Source organism: Mesoterricola sp. JemC181 (genome assembly GCF_055384585.1).
The window spans coordinates 2,267,501-2,285,909 of the sequence record NZ_AP045076.1; the positions used below are offsets into that span (position 1 = coordinate 2,267,501).

Genomic DNA, 18,409 nt, shown 5'->3' on the forward strand with positions numbered 1-18,409 from the left:
CATGCGAGCGTTGCGTAGGGGGGGTCGAGGGACCCACATGCCAGTCACGCATGACTGGTGCAGAGTTACAAAGTGCACGGATAGTGGAACGGTTTGGAAAAGCCGGCCATAGAGGGTGATAGCCCCTTACGCGAAATCCGATGCGCCTCTGGTTGGTGTTCCCAAGTACAGCGGGGCACGAGAAACCTTGCTGGAATTTGCGGCGACCATGCCGTAAGGCTAAATAGGTCCATCAGACCGATAGTGAACCAGTACCGTGAGGGAAAGGCGAAAAGAACCCCGATGAGGGGAGTGAAATAGAACCTGAAACCGTCAATCTACAAGCAGTGAAACCCCTATGGTAAACCAGGGGAATCGCGTGCCTTTTGCATAATGAGCCGGCTAGTTATTTTCAGTGGCGAGGCGAAGCCGATGAGGCGGTGCCGTAGGGAAACCGAGTCTGAATAGGGCGAACAGTCGCTGGGAATAGACGCGAAACGGGATGATCTATCCTTGACCAGGATGAAGTTCGGGTGACACCGAATGGAGGTCCGAACCAGTGTGGGTTGAAAACCGCTTGGATGAGTTGAGGATAGGGGTGAAAGGCCAATCAAATTCCGTGATAGCTCGTTCTCCCCGAAATAGCTTTAGGGCTAGCGTCGGATGTTTCGTCGTGCAGGTAGAGACCTGAATGGACTAGGGGGCTTACCAGCTTACTGAATCCAACCAATCTTCGAATGGCACGCCGTGAAGTCCGGCAGTCAGACTGCGGGTGATAAGATCCGTAGTCGAGAGGGAAAGAACCCAGATCGCCAGCTAAGGTCCCAAAATCTATGCTAAGTGGAAAAGGATGTGGATGTGCTTAGACAGCCAGGAGGTTAGCTTAGAAGCAGCTATCCTTTAAAGAAAGCGTAATAGCTCACTGGTCAAGCGGGTCTGTGCCGACAATTCAACGGGGCTCAAGCATAGTACCGAAGCTGCGAACTTTGTGGTAGGGGAGCATTCCCTACGTCTGTGAAGGTTGACCGTAAGGACAGCTGGAGACATGGGAAGAGACTCTGTCGGCATAAGTAGCGTAAAGACGGGTGAGAACCCCGTCCGCCGTAAGACTAAGGTTTCCAACGCAAGGTCAATCCGCGTTGGGTTAGTCGGTCCCTAAGCCGAGGCCGAAAGGCGTAGGCGATGGAAAGCTGGTTAATATTCCCGCACCATGTGTGGTTCGTTTGTACGATGCAGGGACGCAGGAAGGTAGGGACGCAGCGCTATGGAATGTGCTGCGAAAGTTCGCAAGGGTGTCCGCCAGGGAAGTCCGGTGGGCATGAGCCCAAGCGCTCTGACGAAAAGTCCTGATCCTACACTGCCGAGAAAAGCTGCTAAGGAGAGCCACGTGTGACCGTACCGCAAACCGACACAGGTAGTCGAGGAGAGAATCCTCAGGCGTTTGAGAGAACTCTGCTGAAGGAACTCGGCAAATTAACCCCGTAACTTCGGGAGAAGGGGTACCACGGTAGGGTTCATAGCCCGAGGTGGTGGCACATAAATGTTCCAGGCGACTGTTTAACAAAAACACAGGTCTCTGCAAACTCCAAAGAGGAGGTATAGGGGCTGACGCCTGCCCGGTGCCGGAAGGTCAAGAGGAGCGGTTAGCGCAAGCGAAGCTGCGAATTTAAGCCCCGGTGAACGGCGGCCGTAACTATAACGGTCCTAAGGTAGCGAAATTCCTTGTCGGGTAAGTTCCGACCTGCACGAATGGCGTAACGATCTGGAAACTGTCTCCAGCAGAGACTCAGCGAACTTGTAGCACCGGTGAAGATGCCGGTTACCCGCACTTAGACGGAAAGACCCCGTGCACCTTTACTACATCTTGACATTGAGGTTGGCATTGTGCTGTGCAGGATAGGAAGGAGACTTTGAAACTGGCTCGTTAGGGTCGGTGGAGTCGTCGTTGAGATACTTCCCTGCGCAATGCTGATCTCTAACTCACGCCCGTCATCCGGGTGGAAGACAGTGTCAGGCGGGTAGTTTGACTGGGGCGGTCGCCTCCTAAAGAGTAACGGAGGCGTGCAAAGGTTCCCTCAGGCTGTTTGGAAATCAGCCGCAGAGCGCAATGGTATAAGGGAGCTTAACTGCGAGACACACACGTCGAGCAGATGCGAAAGCAGGTCATAGTGATCCGGTGGTTCCGCATGGAAGGGCCATCGCTCAACGGATAAAAGGTACGCCGGGGATAACAGGCTGATCTTGCCCAAGAGTTCATATCGACGGCAAGGTTTGGCACCTCGATGTCGACTCATCGCATCCTGGGGCTGAAGCAGGTCCCAAGGGTTCGGCTGTTCGCCGATCAATAGCGGTACGTGAGTTGGGTTCAGAACGTCGCGAGACAGTTCGGTCCCTATCTAGTGTGGGCGTAGGAGATTTGAGAGGACCTGTCCTTAGTACGAGAGGACCGGGATGGACTGACCTCTGGTGTTCCAGTTGTGTTTCCAAATGCAATGCTGGGTAGCTATGTCGGGAAGTGAGAAGCGCTGAAAGCATCTAAGCGCGAAACACCCCTCAAGATGAGATCTCCCCACGAGACCCGTCGTAGACCACGACGTTGATAGGTCGCATGTGTAAGCGCGGTAACGCGTTGAGCTGAGCGATACTAATTGGTCCACTGGCTTGACTTTTCATCAATCAATTGCATCCAATCAATGAGACAATGCTTATGTTTAGGCTCGTCTCGCCTCACCCTTCGCTTCAACACTTCGAAGTCTGACCCCTTCGTCGTGGCTTTACCCTGGAGGTCACACCCGTTCCCATCCCGAACACGGCAGTTAAGCTCCAGAGGGCCGATGATACTTCCTGGCACACAGGTGGAAAAGTAGGTCGCCGCGACGTTAAAATCCAAAGCCCCCCATTCGATGGGGGGCTTTTTCGTGTACCCTATAAGTGTGGACCAGGGCGTCGCTGCGCTAACCCGCAGAGGAAAGTCCGGACTCCATAGGGCAGTGGGCCAGGTAATACCTGGGCGGGGCGACCCGATGGACAGTGCAACAGAGAGCAGACCGCCGATGGCCCCGGAAACGGGGATCAGGTAAGGGTGAAAGGGTGGGGTAAGAGCCCACCGACGTTCCTGGCAACAGGGCGGGCTAGGTAAACCCCCCACGGAGCAAGACCAAATAGGCTGGCGAGCTTCTTCGGAAGTGAGGATCGGCCCGATCGAGCCAGCGGGTAGGTCGCTTGAGGCGATCAGTGATGATCGTCCTAGAGGAATGACGTCCCACGACAGAATCCGGCTTACCGGTTCACCTGGACCCCCGCGAGGGGGTCCTGCCATGTACATGATTATTGGATCGGCTTAAGGGCCCGGTAGATCCAGCGCTCGGCATAGGGGAGCCAGGGGGCGCCCTGGACATTTCCGAAAGTCTGGTCGATTTCCAGGCCGGCCGCCGCCAGGGCGGCCCGCACTTCGGGGTCCGTGGGGATCCAGATGTCGTGCTGGAAGCGGGTTCCACGCATGATCCGGTCCGTGAGGAAGCGCCGGCCGTCGGAGCTGAGCCGCACCCGCTCCTGGTAGAGGCCTTCCACCTCGTACCATTCCTGGTCGAGGGTCGCCAGGGCCCGGATGAAGAAGTCCCTGCCGGCCAGGTCCAGGAGCAGGGTTCCACCCGGCTTCAGGACCCGGGCGAATTCGTCCAGCTGGCGCTGGTTCTCCTCGTCGCTCGCGAAGTAGCCCCAGCTGGTGTAGGCGCAGAGCACGCCGTCGGCGCACCCGTCACGGAAGGGCAGGTCGCGGAAGTCCAGGCGCACCAGGTGGCCCGGGAACTCGGTGGCGTGGCGGCGGAGGTTCATGGCGCTGAGATCCCCGCCCACCACCTGGTAGCCGCAGGCCTCCAGCGCAGGCCTCAGGCGGCCCCAGCCGCAGGGCAGGTCCAGCACCCGCGCTCCGGGAGCCAGGTCCAGGAGCCGGGCCAGTCCTGGACCCTCCTGGGCGGCCTCCAGGGTCTTGTCCCGGTAGATTTCGAAGTAGTGCGGATGGTCAAAATCCCTCTCGAACCAATGCAAGCGGGGTCTCCGGATGGAAGTGGGAAAAAGGAGCGGAAGATCGGATTCTAATCCCTTGACGGGGAATGGGTCGGGAGTACTCTAGGGCAAGAATAAGTCCACCGATGCGTGAAGTGGCTGACAACATTCTTTTTATGGAGGATTCATGGACTTTCTCCGCCCAGACATTCAGGATAGCCTGACGAGGGAGAATTTCGAGTTCAAGAAGTTGATGGAGGAACACAAGGCGGCCGACGAAAGGCTGACGTACCTCCGCAACAAGATCCGGCTCTCCGCCAAGGAGACCATCGAGGAAGTGGAGCTGAAAAAGGCCAAGCTCCGGGCCAAGGAGCGGATCTACCACATCGTGGAGGAGTTCAAGGGCCGGGGGCAGTGAAGACCCAGGTTTCTGCCCTGTAGACGAAAGCCCCGGAAACCCGGGGCTTTCATCGTTTTACAATTGATTCATCGAGCCCTTCCGCTGTCAGGCCGGCTCCACGATCCCCGGAAGGAAGCCTTCGCCCATCCAGTAGACCAGGTCCAGGGGGTGCTTGACGTCCCACAGGAGCACCCGGGCGCTGGCGCCGGGGTGGAGGTGGCCCAGGTCGCCGCGGTCCAGGCTGCGGGCCGCGTGGAGGGTCATGGCGGTGAAGGCCTCCTCGAAGGTCAGGCGCAGCTGCAGGCAGCCCAGGCGCAGCACCAGGAGGGGATCGATGCAGGCGCAGGAGCCGGGGTTGAAGTCCGAGGCGAGGGCGACGCGGCAGCCTTCGGCGATCATCTTCCGGGCGGGGGCATAGTCCCTCATGCCCAGGAACAGGGTGGTGGCGGGCAGGAGGGTCGGCACGACGCCGGCCTGGGCCATGGCGCGGATGCCCGTGTCCGACGCGAACATCAGGTGGTCCGCGCTGGCGGCTCCCACGGCGGCGCTCAGCTCGGCCCCGCCGGTGGAGCAGAACTCGTCGGCGTGGATGCGGGGCCTCAGGCCCAGGCGCCGTCCGGACTCCAGGATGGCGCGGCCCTGCTCCGCGTCGAACACGCCCTTTTCCACGAACACGTCGCAGTGCGAGGCCACGCCGGGGTGGCGCCGGACCAGCTCGGGCTGCCACGTTCCGGCCACTTCCGCGATGTAGCGGTCCGGATCGCCGGCGAATTCCTGGGGCAGGTCGTGGGCGGGCATGAGCGTGACGTCGAGGCTCCACCCCCGGGCCCGCAGCTCCGCGTAGGCCTCCAGGAGCCGGCTCTCCGTCTCCAGCTCCAGGCCGTACCCGGTCTTGGCCTCGAGGTGCAGCACGCCCTTGCGGCGGTAGGAGCGCAGGCGTTCCTCGCCCAGGGCCACCAGCTCGGGGACCGTGGCGGCGCGCGTCGCGCGCACGGTCTCGCGGATGCCTCCGCCCTCGGCGGCGAGCTGGGCGTAGGTGACGCCGTGAAGGCGGCGGTTGAACTCGTGGCTGCGGTCCCCGCCGAAGAGCAGGTGGGTGTGCGGGTCCACGAAGCCCGGGGAGGCCCAGCACCCGCGGCCGTCGACGGCCCGGGCGCCGCGGAAGTCCAGGGGCAGGTCCGCGCGCGGGCCGATCCACCGGACCTTTCCGCCGCTCGCGGCGATGGCCGCGTCCTCGATGAAATCCACCGCCCAGGGGCGCGCGGGATCGGGGGTAACGGCCCCCTTCAGGTTGGTGATGACGGTGCTCGTGGCCATGGGAACCATTATGCCGTGGGGGCGCGGGCCGCCGTTATACTTCCCTTCGAGGGGCACCCAGATGTGGATCGGCGCACGAACGCTCTCCGGACTTTTGGCCACCGCCATGCTGGCCGCGGCCCCTCCGAAGGCCCCGCCTCCGCGGCCGCTCCTCCTGCCCGGGGAGTCGCTGGCGCTGGCCGGACCGGACCTGGAGGTGTACCGCTACGGCGACGCCGCGGTCGAAGGGCCCCTGGGCGCGTTTTCCCAGCTGCTCTGGGCGAAGCTGGAGGGCGCGGCCTGGGAGAGCGGAGGCCCCTCGTTCAAGTGTTCCGGCGCCATGGGACCCTACCGGTGCACGAACCCCAAGGGGCACGGCCGCGTGGACCTGGCCAAGGCCCTCCGGGAGGACTGCCGCCTCGCCTTCCTGGGCTGGGCGCGCATGTCGGCCCAGCGGTGGGTGGAGGACTACGGCGACGGCCCCGCGCGGGCCCGCATGCTGGACGTCTTCCAGCCCTTCCTGGCGCGGCGCCTCCCGGACGCCGAAGGCGTGCCGGACCTCGATCCGGTCTGGTTCGGCGAGGGGGACCTGCTGCGCACGAGCCCCGAGGCCCTGCTGCGCTGGCTCGCGGATCCCGCCCAGGAGGAGGCGGTGCGGCTGTACCGCAGGCTCCTGCTCAGCTTCATGGACGAGACCTTCAAGGAGAACGCCTGGTGGTTCATGTCCACGGCGCCCGCCGTGGCCCGGGACTCCGCCACGACCCAGGCCTGGGCCGTGGGCGGCAACGGCCTGGTGCTGGCCGTGCTGCGCCTGCCTCCAGGGACCACCCGGCAGGAGGCCCTCACCCGCTTCAAGACCGTGATGGTGGGGACCGGCAGGAAGAAGTGATCAGCGCTCGAGGATGAAGGTCGCCGGGCCGTCGTTCACCAGCTCCACCTCCATGTGCTCCTGGAAGAACCCGCGCTTCACCCGCGGCCATCCGGCCTCCAGGAGGCCCGCGAAGATGCCGAACAGGTCCCGGGCCGGGCCGGGGGCCATGGCCCCGTCGAAGGAGGGCCGCCGGCCCCGCTCCAGGCTCCCTGCCAGGGTGAACTGGGAAATCACCAGGATTTCCCCGCCCGTTTCCTGGAGTGAAAGATTCATCCGGCCTTCGGCATCCTCGAAGATTCTCAGGGCGGTTATCTTGGCTGCGACCCAGCGGCACTGCTCTTCCGTGTCGTCCTTGGCCAGGCCGGCCAGCACCAGGAGGCCGGGGCCGATGGCCGCCACCTGGTCCCCGGATCGAACTTCCGCTCGCTTAACCCGCTGGATCACCGCCCGCATCGACCCTCCAGCCACAACCCTACCGGCAATCCGGCACCGGTCACAAGTTACCGGAAGGGTCCCCTTTGGGCGGGGTCCCTGCCTATACTGGCCATAGCCAAGGAGGCCCCCATGTCCGAGACCCCCATCCAAGCGGATCTGAGTGCTGCGGAATGGAAGCTGATCCAGGCCCTGCGCGGCCTGCCTGAGCATGCCCAGCGGGAGCGTGTGCACGAGGTCCTCGGCGAGCTGCTGTTCTTCGTCCAGAACCCCCGGTGCCAGGGCATGGGGGCCGAGGGCTTCCCCTGCGGCGAACCGCGGAGCAGCTGCGACGAATGCCACCAGACGTGGGACCTCCTGGAAGGACTCACGGTGCGGGTGGAGGCCGGCGCCGGGGCCCGCTGAGGACGCATCCGTCCGGGTGTGCGGATTGCCGCATTTTGCATGCGGGATCCCGCATGGGCGACGCCCTCCGGGGGCGGGCTTGGAGTCTTTCGTCTACTCCTGGGCCACTCTTCTCGCCATGACGATCCTGGCACTTGAATTGCCAATTTAATCTTTGGCAATTCGACCGTAGGTCTTTTCGTCATGTTCCCTCCTTCCAATGCGGTGGGAGGGCAGGGTGTGTCCACCTTCCCAGGAGAAACCATGAAACAACGTCCCTTCACGTCCCCGGCCGGGCAGTTCGGCGCAGCGGTGGCCGCCCTGATCCTGGGGGTTTCCTGCAGCAGCAGCACCTCCGTCGCGGACAGCGACCGCACCGCGGCCGACGCGAGCGTCATCGAGATCGCCTACGCCTCGGGGGACACCGCCTCTGCCGTGACCAAGGACGTCACCCTGCCCACCAAGGGCGCCGCGGCCGGGTCCGCCATCACCTGGACGTCGAGCAATCCGGCGACCCTCAGCCCCGCGGGGAAGGTCGTCAGGCCGCCGGTGGGGGCGGACGGCACGGTGACGCTCACGGCGCAGGTGGCGCTGGGGACCGCGCTGAACACCCGGACGTTCACCGTGGTGGTGAAGCCGGTGGACACGGTGCAGTTCATCTTCACGTCGGACTGCCATTTCGGGGACGTGACCACCGCCGCCGCCGCGTTCCAGGGGGCCACGGCCTCCGTGGACGCCGTCGAGGTGAATACCCGGGCGCGGGACGTCATGAACCTGCTGCCCGGCCTGACGGCGCCCGGCGACTACGGCGTCAATGCCGGTGCGGCCTTCGGCAACTTCGACTTCATGGCGAACACGGGCGACATCGGCAGCAAGAGCGTCATCCCGCCCCTGTCCAACGGCAACTCATCCACCACCAGCTTCAACCAGTGGAAGGCCATCTACGCCGACGGGCTCACCCTGAAGGACCGCACGGGCGCGGCCCTGCCGATCTTCCTCACGCCCGGGAACCACGATGTCTCCAACGCGCTGGGCGGCCCGGATGTCATGAATCCCGCCAGCGACCCCACCGCCTTCGTCAACGTCTACAACTGGACCATGAAGCCCGCGGCGCCCCTGCTGACCACGGAATTCAACTACAACATGCACAAGGTCTTCAGCGTCAAGGTGTTCGGCGGGATGCACTTCGTGTTCCTGAACATGTGGCTGGACGCCGAGATGCGGGAGAAGCTGGAGCCGTACCTGGCCACCCTCACCTCCAGCACGCCGGTGTTCATCTTCGCGCACATGCCCCCGGAACAGACCGGGGCCAATTTCCGGGACCCCGCGTCCAACGGCCTGGATTTCCCGTGGACGGGCGGTTTCTCCAACTACTTCCGGGACGCCATGAACATCAGCAACGTGGTCGCCCCGGCCACCGCCGTCACGACGGCCACCGCCCCCACCAAGGAGGTCAAGGACCTCGCCACCTTCCTGAAGGCCCACAAGAACATCGTCGCCTGGTTCCACGGTCACGATAACTTCAATCAATTCCGTACCTGGAATGGCGAGAACAGCGTCTCGGTCGACAACACCATGACCCAGCTGGCCATCCCCGTGTTCCGGGTGGATTCGCCCATGAAGGGCAAGGATTCCGCCAAGGACCCCAAGAAGCTGTCCTTCCAGGTGGTCAGCATCGACACCGCGAAGAAGGTGTTCACCGTGCGGGAGTGCCTCTGGAACAAGACCAACACGGCCGGTGGAGCCGTCGGGTGGGGGGCCACCGAGACCTTCTCCCTGTCCAACCGGGTCCGTTAGAATAATTCCGCATAAGCGGGCGAGACTCATTATCATGGTGGAGAAGTTGGAAAGTCCACCATGTCGCAGAACGAATCATGCCCGAGGGAACCGGCCGTCCCGCAGGACGGTGCCGGTTCCCTGTTCGATTGGGTGATGGCCCAGAACCAGGACGTCTTCTTCTCCCTGGGGCCCGATGGCGCCTTCCAGGCGGTGGGCACGGGGTGTCTGGGCCTCTGGGGGCATCCGCCGCGGGAGCTCCTGGGGCGGCGCTTCCTGGACCTGGTGGACCCCCTGGACGTGCCCCTCGTGCGGCACGTGATGGAGACCAGCCGCATGAACGGGTCCCTGGCACCCCAGCGGTCCCGCTTCCTGCGCAGCGACGGGACCCCGGTGACCCTGGTGTGGCGGCTGGCGGTGAGCGAGGGGTCCCGGCTCTACTACGGCCTGGCGCGGCCCTACGTGGAGCGCAACGGCGCCGAGGCCAAGCTCGGGGCGGCCGTGCACGAGCTGGAGGTGTTCAAGAACGCCCTGGACGAGCACGCCATCGTGGCCATCACGGACGCCAACGGCCGGATCACCTACGTCAACGACAAGTTCTGCGCCATCTCCAAGTACCCGCGGGAGGAGCTGCTTGGGAAGGACCACCGGATCATCAACAGCGGCCACCACCCCAAGGCCTTCTTCACCGACCTCTGGCGCACCATCAAGAAGGGCAAGGTGTGGAAGGGCGAGATCCGGAACCGGGCCAAGGACGGGACCTACTACTGGGTGGACACCACCATCGTCCCCTATCTGGACGATGAGGGGGTGCCCTTCCAGTTCGTGGCCATCCGCGCGGACATCACCCAGCGCAAGGAGGGGGAGGAGGCCATCCGCCAGTCCCAGAAGCTCGAGAGCCTGGGCGTCCTGGCCGGGGGGATCGCCCACGACTTCAACAACCTGCTCACCACGATCCTGGGCAACTGCAACCTGGCCTCCATGGTGCTCGACCCCGGCAGCCCCGCAGGGCCCTACCTGGACCAGATCGAGAAGGCCTCCCTGCGGGCCGCGGACCTCACCCGGCAGATGCTGGCCTACGCGGGCAAGGGCAAGGTCATGATCTCGCCCATCAACCTGAACTACCTGGTGCAGGAGATGACCGAGCTCCTGTCGGTCTCCATCTCCAAGAAGGCCGCCATCCGCCTCGAACTGGCGGCGGCCCTGCCGGAGATCGTGGGCGACCCGGCCCAGATGCAGCAGCTGGTCATGAACCTGGTGACCAACGCTTCCGAGGCCCTGGGCGAGGAGGGGGGGGCCATCACCCTGCGCACCGGGGTGCAGTGGCTCGACTCCGTCTACCTCACCACGCTGATCCCGGCCATTCCCATCCCGCCGGGGCGCTATGTGGTCATGGAGGTGTCCGACACCGGCTGCGGCATGACCCGGGAGGTCATCGACCTGATCTTCGACCCCTTCTTCACCACGAAGTTCACGGGCCGCGGGCTGGGGCTCTCCGCCCTCATGGGGATCCTGAAAAGCCACGGCGGCAGCATCAAGGTCTACAGCGAGCCGGGGCAGGGGACCTCCATGAAGCTCTTCCTCCCCGCGGTGGAGGCCGCGGGCGCCGAAACCCCCGAGGAGCACGCGCCGGAGGCCTTCCAGGCCAGGGGCACGGTCCTGATCGTGGACGACGAGGCCCCGGCCCGGGCCGTGGCCTGCGCCCTCGCCCAGACCATGGGGCTCCAGGTCCTCGAGGCCTCGGACGGCACGCAGGCCGTGGCCATCTTCCTGGAGCGGCGGGGCGACCTCTCCCTGGTGATCATGGACCTCACCATGCCCCGCATGGACGGGCGGGAGGCCTTCCGGATCATGGCGGCCGAGGACGCCACCATTCCCGTCCTGCTCACCAGCGGGTACAACGAGACCTTCGCGGTGGGCGATTTCTCCGGCGGGGACCTGGCGGGCTTCCTGCCCAAGCCCTACAACCGGTCCCAGTTCGAGACCGCCGTTCGCCACGCATTGAAGGCTAGAACTTGAACTTCAGGTTCACCGCGAGGGTGCGGGGCGGGATCACGTGGGTGCCGCCGAAGGCGCTGAGGAAGTTGTAGAGGCCCTTCTCGTCGAAGACGTTGAGGAGGTTGGCACCGGCCACGATGGAGGTGCCGCGGCCGGTGGCGAACTCCCGCCCGGCGCTCAGGTTCCACACGGTGCGGGGCCGGATGCGCCAGGTCGGCCCCACCAGGGAATCGTCGGTCACCCGCACGTAGGGGATGCCGAAGGCGTAGTCCGGGTTGCCCGCGGCATTCCCGGGGTCGCCGGCCACGAGGCCCGAGTCGTACCGGCCGATCACCTGCGCGAAGAAGGCCTTGGACTGGTAGTGGACGCCCAGCTGGAGGGTGAGCTTCTCGTCGTGGTCGATGAGGTAGGGGGTTCCGGCGGGCCGGGAAGCCTCGGCCGAGGAGAGGCCCCCCACGGTGGGACTGCGGAAGATGGTGCGCACGGTGCCCGCGCTGAGGTAGGCGGACCAGCCGGCCACTTCCAGCAGGTCCAGGCGGAGGTCCATGCCGTGGAAGAAGCCCCGTGCCGCGGCGGTGGGAAAGAGAACGCCCGTGTTGAGGAACTGGTCGTTGTCGGCGCTGTTGACGCTGTCCTTCCACCAGTAGTCCAGGCTGGCCTTGAAGACTCCGCCCACCTGCTGCTCCACGCCCACCAGGAAGCTGTCCTGGAGCTCCGGGCGCAGCTGCGGCACCTTCGTGCCTGCGGCCGAGGTGAGGTCCCAGGCGGCCTGGGAGGTGGAAAATGCCAGGTTCTCGTTCTCCGGCGTGATGAGGAGCCGGTCGTAGCTGAAGCGCAGGAGGGTGCCCGCGGCCGGGAAGGAGCGGGACACGCCCACCCGGGGCTGCAGCTGGTTGTGCACGTAGCCGCGCCCGCGGTAGCTGTCCAGGCGCAGGCCCAGGCCCAGGTTCCAGTCCCCGGCCTTCAGGTCCTGCTGGACATAGGCCGAGGCCAGGGACGGCGCGATGCTCTCGTCGAACCGGAAGATGTTCCCGCCCCCCTCCGGGGTGTAGGCGTGGAGCGGGTCCCCGGCATCGGCGGCCCTGGAGCCGTCGGTGATGGCGAAGGCGAAGCGCTCGCGGATGGGGTAGCGCACGTACTGGAGGCCCGCCTTGAAGGTGTCGTCGCCGTTCTTCCTCTGGTAGGCCGCGGTGGCTCCCTGGTTGTCCAGGGACCGGTCCTGGCGTGCCCAGTAGGGGTAGTCGGGACCGCCCCCCCCGAAACCCGGCGCCAGGTCGGCGGTGGGGTCCAGCCGGGCGGTGGACTGGCGATGGAAGAGCGTGGCCTCGATGCTGGCGTCGGGGCCCAGGAGGCGGGTCCAGCCCAGGCTGAGGTTCGCGTCCACGTTGCGGGCGCGCTGGTCCTGGCCCCGGGCTTCCTGGCTGGCCAGGTTCACGACGTCCCGGGCCGTGGAGCCCCCGCCCGCGGAGAGCCGCAGGGTGTCGGTGCCGGAGAGGAGCCAGTCGAAGCGCGTGAAGATCCTGCCCGTGGTGCCGTGGTTGTGCAGGTTCTCGAAGTTGACCGGGTCCAGGAACCGGTCGCTGCCGGAGCCCGCGGCGGTGACGAACCAGCCGGAGCGGTCCGTGCAGCCCCGGAGGCTGATGCCTGACTCGAACGTGCGGAAGCGCGCGGCCCCGACGCTGTAGTCCCCCTGGAAGCCGCCCGGAGTCCCCAGGCCGGACTTGGAGGTGAGGTTCACCACCGCCCCGGGCTTGCCGCCGTACTCCGCTGAGATGCCGCCGGTGATGACCTCCATGCTCTCCACCTGGCCCGGGTCCAGGGAGTTGGAGAAGGTGGCCTGCATCTGGTCGGTGACGGGCACGCCGTCGATGACGTACATCGCCTGGCCGTGGCTGCCCCGGAAGTGGAAGCGCCCGTTCTCGTCCTGGATGAACCCCGGCGTGGCCAGGAGGATGCTCTCCATGCCCCGGCTCTGGACCACCGCGGGGATCTGCTCGATGGTGGCGCGGTCGATGTCGAGGTGGCTGGAGGGGTGGGCCTCAAGGAGGCCGGAGCGCTCCTCCACCACCACGACGGCCCCGGCCTGGGGCAGGCTCAGGGCCAGCTGCAGCGGCAGGGTGCTCCGCACGGCCACGTCGCGGTGGGCCGTGGCGAGGCCCGGGGCCGCGGCTTCCAGGTGGTAGTCGTTGAACGGCACGTTGAAGAGGGAGAACCGGCCCTGGGCATCGGTGCGGGCGGTCTGGATGCGCCCCGCGACGCGGTTCTCGAGGGTGACCACGGCGCCGGCGACGGGTTTGCCGCCCTCGTCCTTCACGACGCCCGAGATCAGGCCGCTGCCCGAGGAGGCGGCGGAAAGGAGGGCAGGGAGGGAGGCGGCCACGAGCAGCAAAAACAAACGATTCATTCAGTCCTCAAGCAGAGAAAATTCAAGGCAGGTGCCTTCAAAGAGAATAGAACTCGTTTCTGTTTGATTCAAGTGAAAATCATTTCTATTTGAGCGAGGGCGTAAATTCGGCGCGTCCTGTGGAATTTCGCTCCAAGCGCCGATACCATGCACCCATGGCGAGCCAGAAACGCAAAGAACGGACCCTCACCCCCGCTGAACTCCGGGCCAGCCGCTTCATGGGCGCCCGCCTTCGCGAAAATGAGCAGCGCTACCAGGAGTTCCTCGAGACCCTGGACCCCCGGGAACGGGAGCGCCTGGCCCTGGGGGATCCGGAATGAGCCGATGATCCATATCCCCCCCGGAACCGTGGCCGGGCGCCTCCGGGCCCCGGCGTCCAAGAGCCACCTCCAGCGCCTTCTCCTGGCGGCCTCCCGGACCCCGGGCGCAAGCGTCATCCGCCAGCCCGGAAGCTCCGCGGACGGGGCGGCCTGCCTGGGCGTGATCCGGGACCTGGGCGCCCGGGTGCGCGAGGCCGGGGACGTCCTGGAGATCCGCGGCGGGGGGCGGCCCCGGACCGGGAACCTGGACTGCGGCGAATCGGGTTTCTGCCTGCGGGCCGCGGCGGCGGTGGCCGCCCTCCAGGACCTGCCCATGACCCTTTCGGGCCACGGCTCCCTCCTCACCCGCCCCATGGAGATGGTGCTGGACCCCCTGCGCCAGCTGGGCGTGGTCTGCTCCACCCGGGAGGGCTTCCCCCCCATAACCCTGCGCGGGCCCCTGAAGGGGGGCCGCGTGCGCGTGGATGGCCGCGCCAGCAGCCAGTTCCTCAGCGGCCTGCTCCTGGCCCTGCCCGGGGCGGAAGGCGACAGCCGCGTGGAGGTGGAGGGGCTGCGCAGCGGGCCCTACATCCGCATGACCCTGGACGTCCTGGCGGCCTTCGGGGCCCGGGTGGAGGCGTCCCCGGCGCTGGATCTCTTCGTCGTCCCAGGCGGCCAGACCTTCCGGCCCGTGGATCTGTCCGTGGAAGGGGACTGGTCGGGCGCGGCCTTCCTCCTGGTGGCCGGGGCCGTGGCCGGAGCGGTGGCCGTGGAGGGCCTGAACCCCGACTCGGCCCAGGCGGACCGGGCCATCCTGCGCGCCCTGGAGGACGCGGGCGCCGCGCCTCGCTGGGAGGGCGGCGCGCTCCTCCAGGACCGCGCCGACCTGCGCGGCTTCACCTTCGACGCCACCGACTGCCCCGACCTCTTCCCTCCGCTGGCGGCCCTGGCCTGCCACGCCCGGGGCCTCACCCGCCTCAAGGGCGCCAGCCGCCTGAAGGCCAAGGAGAGCGACCGCGCCACGGCCCTGGTGGCCGAGCTCTCGGCCATGGGCGCCACCCTGAAGGTCGAGGGCGACTGGATGGAGATCGAAGGCGGGCCCCTGGAGGGCGGCGCCATCGACCCCCACAACGACCACCGCATGGCCATGGCCTGCGCCGTGGCTGGCCTCCGGAGCGCCCGGGGTGCGACCATGGAGGGCGAGGCCTGCGTGGAGAAGTCCTATCCCGAATTCTTCAGCGATCTGGCTTCCCTGCGAGGTGACGCGTGAACTCATTCGGCCGGACCTTCCGGATGTCGATCCTGGGCGAGTCCCACGGGTCCTGCGTGGGGATCCTCCTGGACGGGTGCCCCGCGGGCCTGTTCCTTGAGCCCGGGGACTTCTCCGCGGACATGGAGCGCCGCAGGGGCGGCTCCGCCCCCGGCACCACCCCCCGGCGCGAGGACGACACCGCCCTCATCCAGACCGGGATCCTCGGGGGCCGCACCACCGGCGCCCCCATCCTCATCCTGTTCGGCAACAGGAACACGGACTCCGGCGCCTACGAGGCCATCAAGGACACGCCCCGTCCCGGCCACGCGGACTGGGTGGCCCTGAAGAAGTACGGCGGCTTCGCGGACATGCGCGGCAGCGGACACTTCTCGGGCCGGCTCACGGCGGGCCTGGTGGCCGCGGGGGTCGTCGCCAAGAAGCTGCTCGCCCCGGTGCGGGTCGAGGCCCGGCTCCTGGAGGCCGGCGGCAAGGCCGACATCGAGCGCGCCATCCAGGAGGCCATGGCCGCCGGGGACTCCGTGGGCGGCCTCGTGGAGTGCCGCGTCCAGGGCCTGCCTGCGGGCCTGGGCGAGCCCTTCTTCGAGAGCGTGGAGTCCCTGCTGGCCCACGGGGCCTTCTCCATCCCCGCCATCAAGGGCATCGAGTTCGGAATCGGTTTCGGGGCCTGCCGCCTGCGCGGGAGCCAGGTGAACGATCCGATCCTGGACATGGAGGGCCGCACCGCCACCAACAACGCCGGCGGCCTCAACGGCGGCATCACCAACGGCAACGAGCTGGTCTTCCGGGTGGCCGTGAAGCCCACCTCCAGCATCAAGGCACCCCAGACCACCCTGGACCTGCGCACCCAGGCCCCCGCCGAGCTGAAGGTCGGCGGCCGCCACGACGCCTGCATCGCGCTGCGGGTGCCGGTGGTGCTGGAGGCGGTCACGGCCGCGGTGCTGGCGGACCTGATGATCAGGGAAGGGCGGCTGTCGCGGGTGCTTGCGGACGGATGACGCCCGCCTCTCGGAACTTCTCGAACACGGCCTGCGGGTAGAGGGGGATCCGGTCGAAGGCGACGCCCGTGGCGTCCAGCACGGCGTTGCGGATGGCGGGGGCGGGGGAGATGACGGGGCACTCGCCCAGGGCCTTGGAGCCGAAGGAGCCGCCCGCGTCGCAGGTCTCCACGAAGGCGGCGTTGATCTTCGGGGTGTCGAGGATGGTGGGGAGCTTGTAGTCCAGCAGGTTGTTGTTGAGGGTCTTCCCGGTGGCGGGATCCACCAGCAGCTGCTCCAGGAGGGCGGCGCCCAGGGCCATGCTCACGCCGCCGTGGACCTGGCCCTCGGCCAGCTTCGGATTGATGATGCGGCCGGAGTCGTGGATGTTGTACAGCTCCAGGACCTCGACCTTGCCGGTGCGGAGGTCCACCTCCACCTCCACGAAGGTCGCGCCGTAGGCGATGGCGGAGTTCCGCACGTTGGCGGAGACGTCGGCGCGGATGGGGTCGGCGTGGATGCGGTCGTAGTAGGAGTCCATGGCCACCTCCTCGAGGGTGCAGATCTCCCGGCCCAGGGCCTTCTCCACGATGCGGCAGTCCCGGATGTCCAGCTCGAAGGCCGGCAGGCCGCACTTGCGCGCGGCGATGGCCAGGACCTTGGCCCGGGCCTCCAGCGCGGCCTTGCGCACCGCCACGCCGCAGATGCTGGTCTGGCGGGAGGCGTACGAACCCGGGTCGAAGGGCGTGACGTCCGTGTCCTGCGACGTGACCACGTGGACCATGTCCACGGTGATGCCCAGGATCTCCGCGGCCATCTGGGCGAAGGCGGTGTCGCTGCCCTGGCCGATCTCCGTGGCGCCAACCTGCAGGGTGATGGAGCCGTCCTGGTTCATCACGATGCGGGCCCCGCTCAGTTCGAGGCTGAAGGGGAAGGTGCCCGAGGCGTAGCTGAAGCAGGCCATGCCCACGCCCCGGCGGAGGTCCCCGGTCTGGTTCGCGTTGGCCTTCTTCTTCTCGTCCCAGCGGATGAGGGTCCTGCCCTTCTCGATGCACTCGGGCACGCCCATGGAGCGCACCGTGATGCCGGTGAGGGGGTCGGTGTAGCCCACCCCGATGAGGTTGCGCAGGCGGAACGCCATGGGGTCGAGCCTGAGCGCCCGGGCGATGTCCTCCAGGTGGCTCTCCAGGGCGAAGAACACCTGGGGCGAGCCGTAGCCGCGCATGGCCCCGGCCACCGGGAGGTTGGTGGTGACGGTCTTCGGCTCGAACTTCACGGCGTCGAGCTTGTACAGGGACCGGAAGTTGCCGCCCCCCGCCATGGCGATGGAGTGGCCGTGGGAGGCGTAGGCGCCGGAGTTGCTCAGGAGCCTGATGCCGATGGCCTTGAGCTCGCCGTCCTTCGACACGGCGGTCTTCAGGTCCATCCTGAAGGCGTGGCGGGTGCGGGAGTCGATGAAGACCTCCTCCCGCGTGAGGGCGTAGCGCACGGGGCGCCCGCCCACGGCCAGGGCCATGGCGGCCACCAGGGGTTCCACCACCACGTCCTGCTTGGCGCCGAAGCCGCCGCCGATGAAGGGCTTGATCACCTTCACCCGCCCCCAGGGCAGGCCCAGGGCCTGGGCCACCACCCGGCGCACGATGTGCGGGATCTGGGTGGAGGAGTTGATGACGATGCGCCCGTCGGTGTCCACGAAGGCGAAGGCGTTGTGGTTCTCGATGTGGCAGTGCTGCACGACGCTGGTCTCGAAGTGCCCCTCGAAGACGTGGTCGGCCTTCGCCATCTCGGCGTCCAGGTCCCCGAAGCCCACCCCGAAGTCGCTGAGGACGTTCCGGGGCCTGTCCTCGTGGATGAGGGGCGCGCCCTCGGCCATGGCGTCCTCGGGGGTCAGGACGAAGGGGAGGACCTCGTACTCCACCTCGATGAGCGAGAGCGCCTTCTGGGCGGTGAGGAGGTCCACGGCCACCACCGCCGCCACGGCGTCGCCCACGAACCGCGCCTTGTCCGTCAGGATCTGCCGGTCCTGGGCGTCCCGGTGGTGGGGATCCAGGGACCAGGGGTGCCCGGCGGTGCCGAAGGGGCGCCAGGAGGGGTCCCCGGGCACGAGGACGGCCTCGACGCCCGGCAGCGCCCGGGCCCGGGAGGCGTCCACGCGCAGCACCCTGGCGTGGGCGTGGGGACTGCGCAGCACCTTGCCCACCAGCATGTCCCGCTCGAAGAAGTCCTCCGAGTAGCGGGCCCTGCCGGTGACCTTGGCGACGGCGTCCAGGCGCTGGACGCTCGTGCCCACGATTTTCATGCCCATGGCCCACCTCGGA

General features: G+C 66.7%; 13 protein-coding genes, 2 rRNA genes and 1 other RNA gene (1 of these 16 only partly in view). 11 read left to right on the forward strand and 5 right to left on the reverse strand.

Annotated features, from left to right (window positions below; all coding sequences use genetic code 11):
• The 3 genes from ACZ5MC_RS09945 to rnpB form a co-directional block, all read left to right on the forward strand.
• A 23S ribosomal RNA gene (locus ACZ5MC_RS09945) occupies window positions 1-2,648 on the forward strand (it extends 290 nt beyond the left edge of the window).
• 95 nt (window positions 2,649-2,743) lie between these two features.
• A 5S ribosomal RNA gene (gene rrf / locus ACZ5MC_RS09950) occupies window positions 2,744-2,859 on the forward strand.
• 50 nt (window positions 2,860-2,909) lie between these two features.
• An RNA gene (gene rnpB, locus ACZ5MC_RS09955) (RNase P RNA component class A) lies at window positions 2,910-3,277 on the forward strand.
• A gap of 29 nt (window positions 3,278-3,306) precedes the next feature.
• Here rnpB and ACZ5MC_RS09960 read toward each other — a convergent pair.
• Window positions 3,307-4,026 (reverse strand): class I SAM-dependent methyltransferase, encoded by a 720-nt coding sequence (locus tag ACZ5MC_RS09960; RefSeq protein WP_306600183.1) that lies wholly within the window; start codon window positions 4,024-4,026, stop codon window positions 3,307-3,309.
• Window positions 4,027-4,171: 145 nt separating this feature from the next.
• Between ACZ5MC_RS09960 and ACZ5MC_RS09965 the strand changes: the two genes are divergently transcribed.
• Window positions 4,172-4,402 (forward strand): hypothetical protein, encoded by a 231-nt coding sequence (locus tag ACZ5MC_RS09965; RefSeq protein WP_306600184.1) that lies wholly within the window; start codon window positions 4,172-4,174, stop codon window positions 4,400-4,402.
• 87 nt (window positions 4,403-4,489) lie between these two features.
• Here ACZ5MC_RS09965 and hutI read toward each other — a convergent pair whose 3' ends face one another.
• Window positions 4,490-5,701 carry an imidazolonepropionase gene (gene hutI / locus ACZ5MC_RS09970; RefSeq protein WP_306600185.1) on the reverse strand — a complete coding sequence of 404 codons (1,212 nt, stop codon included), beginning with the start codon at window positions 5,699-5,701 and terminating at the stop codon, window positions 4,490-4,492.
• Between the two features lie 61 nt (window positions 5,702-5,762).
• On the opposite strand from hutI, the gene ACZ5MC_RS09975 reads away from it, so the two are divergent.
• On the forward strand, window positions 5,763-6,569 hold the full coding sequence (locus ACZ5MC_RS09975) for a hypothetical protein (RefSeq protein WP_306600186.1): 807 nt from the start codon (window positions 5,763-5,765) through the stop codon (window positions 6,567-6,569).
• On the opposite strand, the gene dtd is transcribed toward ACZ5MC_RS09975, so the two are convergent.
• Entirely contained in the window at window positions 6,570-7,004 is a 435-nt protein-coding gene (dtd, locus tag ACZ5MC_RS09980; RefSeq protein WP_464517650.1) for a D-aminoacyl-tRNA deacylase, read from the reverse strand.
• A 111-nt stretch (window positions 7,005-7,115) separates the two neighbouring features.
• Between dtd and ACZ5MC_RS09985 the strand changes: the two genes are divergently transcribed.
• The 3 genes from ACZ5MC_RS09985 to ACZ5MC_RS09995 all read left to right on the forward strand — a co-directional run bounded on the left by ACZ5MC_RS09985 (window position 7,116) and on the right by ACZ5MC_RS09995 (window position 11,162).
• Entirely contained in the window at window positions 7,116-7,388 is a 273-nt protein-coding gene (locus ACZ5MC_RS09985; protein ID WP_464517651.1) for a hypothetical protein, read from the forward strand.
• Between the two features lie 243 nt (window positions 7,389-7,631).
• Window positions 7,632-9,164 carry an immunoglobulin-like domain-containing protein gene (locus tag ACZ5MC_RS09990; RefSeq protein WP_306600189.1) on the forward strand — a complete coding sequence of 511 codons (1,533 nt, stop codon included), beginning with the start codon at window positions 7,632-7,634 and terminating at the stop codon, window positions 9,162-9,164.
• A 135-nt stretch (window positions 9,165-9,299) separates the two neighbouring features.
• Window positions 9,300-11,162 carry a PAS domain-containing hybrid sensor histidine kinase/response regulator gene (locus ACZ5MC_RS09995; protein WP_464517652.1) on the forward strand — a complete coding sequence of 621 codons (1,863 nt, stop codon included), beginning with the start codon at window positions 9,300-9,302 and terminating at the stop codon, window positions 11,160-11,162.
• On the opposite strand, the gene ACZ5MC_RS10000 is transcribed toward ACZ5MC_RS09995, so the two are convergent.
• Entirely contained in the window at window positions 11,152-13,545 is a 2,394-nt protein-coding gene (locus ACZ5MC_RS10000; RefSeq protein WP_464517653.1) for a TonB-dependent receptor, read from the reverse strand. The genes ACZ5MC_RS09995 and ACZ5MC_RS10000 overlap by 11 nt on opposite strands.
• A 155-nt stretch (window positions 13,546-13,700) precedes the next feature.
• Here ACZ5MC_RS10000 and ACZ5MC_RS10005 point away from each other — a divergent pair, with 155 nt between their 5' ends.
• The 3 genes from ACZ5MC_RS10005 to ACZ5MC_RS10015 are packed head-to-tail and all read left to right on the forward strand — an operon-like array spanning window position 13,701 to window position 16,112.
• A complete protein-coding gene (locus ACZ5MC_RS10005) occupies window positions 13,701-13,865 on the forward strand; it encodes a hypothetical protein (RefSeq protein WP_306600192.1) in 165 nt (54 codons plus the stop codon).
• 4 nt (window positions 13,866-13,869) lie between these two features.
• Window positions 13,870-15,114 carry a 3-phosphoshikimate 1-carboxyvinyltransferase gene (aroA, locus tag ACZ5MC_RS10010; RefSeq protein ID WP_464517654.1) on the forward strand — a complete coding sequence of 415 codons (1,245 nt, stop codon included), beginning with the start codon at window positions 13,870-13,872 and terminating at the stop codon, window positions 15,112-15,114.
• On the forward strand, window positions 15,111-16,112 hold the full coding sequence (locus ACZ5MC_RS10015) for a chorismate synthase (protein ID WP_464517655.1): 1,002 nt from the start codon (window positions 15,111-15,113) through the stop codon (window positions 16,110-16,112). Before aroA ends, ACZ5MC_RS10015 begins: the two co-directional genes overlap by 4 nt.
• On the opposite strand, the gene xdhA is transcribed toward ACZ5MC_RS10015, so the two are convergent.
• A complete protein-coding gene (gene xdhA, locus ACZ5MC_RS10020; RefSeq protein ID WP_464517656.1) occupies window positions 16,072-18,396 on the reverse strand; it encodes a xanthine dehydrogenase molybdenum-binding subunit XdhA in 2,325 nt (774 codons plus the stop codon). The genes ACZ5MC_RS10015 and xdhA overlap by 41 nt on opposite strands.
• Window positions 18,397-18,409: the final 13 nt, after the last annotated feature.

Excerpts from the sequence above, each read along its gene's own strand:
- ACZ5MC_RS09965 (WP_306600184.1), top strand. The coding sequence starts at position 4,172 with ATGGACTTTCTCCGCCCAGACATTCAGGATAGCCTGACGAGGGAGAAT.
- hutI (WP_306600185.1), bottom strand. The coding sequence starts at position 5,701 with ATGGCCACGAGCACCGTCATCACCAACCTGAAGGGGGCCGTTACCCCC.
- ACZ5MC_RS09975 (WP_306600186.1), top strand. The coding sequence starts at position 5,763 with ATGTGGATCGGCGCACGAACGCTCTCCGGACTTTTGGCCACCGCCATG.
- dtd (WP_464517650.1), bottom strand. The coding sequence starts at position 7,004 with ATGCGGGCGGTGATCCAGCGGGTTAAGCGAGCGGAAGTTCGATCCGGG.
- ACZ5MC_RS09985 (WP_464517651.1), top strand. The coding sequence starts at position 7,116 with ATGTCCGAGACCCCCATCCAAGCGGATCTGAGTGCTGCGGAATGGAAG.
- ACZ5MC_RS09990 (WP_306600189.1), top strand. The coding sequence starts at position 7,632 with ATGAAACAACGTCCCTTCACGTCCCCGGCCGGGCAGTTCGGCGCAGCG.
- ACZ5MC_RS09995 (WP_464517652.1), top strand. The coding sequence starts at position 9,300 with ATGGCCCAGAACCAGGACGTCTTCTTCTCCCTGGGGCCCGATGGCGCC.
- ACZ5MC_RS10000 (WP_464517653.1), bottom strand. The coding sequence starts at position 13,545 with ATGAATCGTTTGTTTTTGCTGCTCGTGGCCGCCTCCCTCCCTGCCCTC.
- ACZ5MC_RS10005 (WP_306600192.1), top strand. The coding sequence starts at position 13,701 with ATGGCGAGCCAGAAACGCAAAGAACGGACCCTCACCCCCGCTGAACTC.
- aroA (WP_464517654.1), top strand. The coding sequence starts at position 13,870 with ATGATCCATATCCCCCCCGGAACCGTGGCCGGGCGCCTCCGGGCCCCG.
- xdhA (WP_464517656.1), bottom strand. The coding sequence starts at position 18,396 with ATGGGCATGAAAATCGTGGGCACGAGCGTCCAGCGCCTGGACGCCGTC.